Genomic DNA, 332 nt, shown 5'->3' with positions numbered 1-332 from the left:
TTATCTCAGCTCTCAGGCAACGGCAGAGTGAAGAAAAGCTAATACACCACTCAGATAGAGGCTCACAATACTGTTCGAAGGAATATCAAGATATCCATAAGAAACATAGAGTGACTTGCTCAATGACAGACGGGAATGACTGTTATCAGAATGCTTTAGCTGAGCGTGTAAATGGGATACTCAAAATGGAGCTCTTGCTGAAGAAACCGAAAGATCTGAAAGAAGCAAGGACGATGGTAGCAGAGTCCGTAGATATCTATAATCAAATGAGGCCTCATACGGCTTTAAAATACAAAACGCCCGATGAAGTACATCGAGCGTTTTAGTTAAAA

The 332-nt window shown here is 41.0% G+C and carries 1 protein-coding gene; it reads left to right on the top strand.

Features of this window, described 5'->3' with window-relative positions; genetic code table 11:
* Positions 1–326 (top strand): integrase core domain-containing protein (locus IQR33_RS15245; RefSeq protein ID WP_193843805.1); only part of this gene is annotated, 326 nt, incomplete at its 5' end.
* Between the last annotated feature and the right edge of the window lie 6 nt (positions 327–332).

The organism is Vibrio sp. OPT46, assembly GCF_015163535.1.
Lineage (GTDB): Bacteria > Pseudomonadota > Gammaproteobacteria > Enterobacterales > Vibrionaceae > Vibrio > Vibrio alginolyticus.
This window is presented reverse-complemented; position numbering and strand designations above follow the sequence as displayed.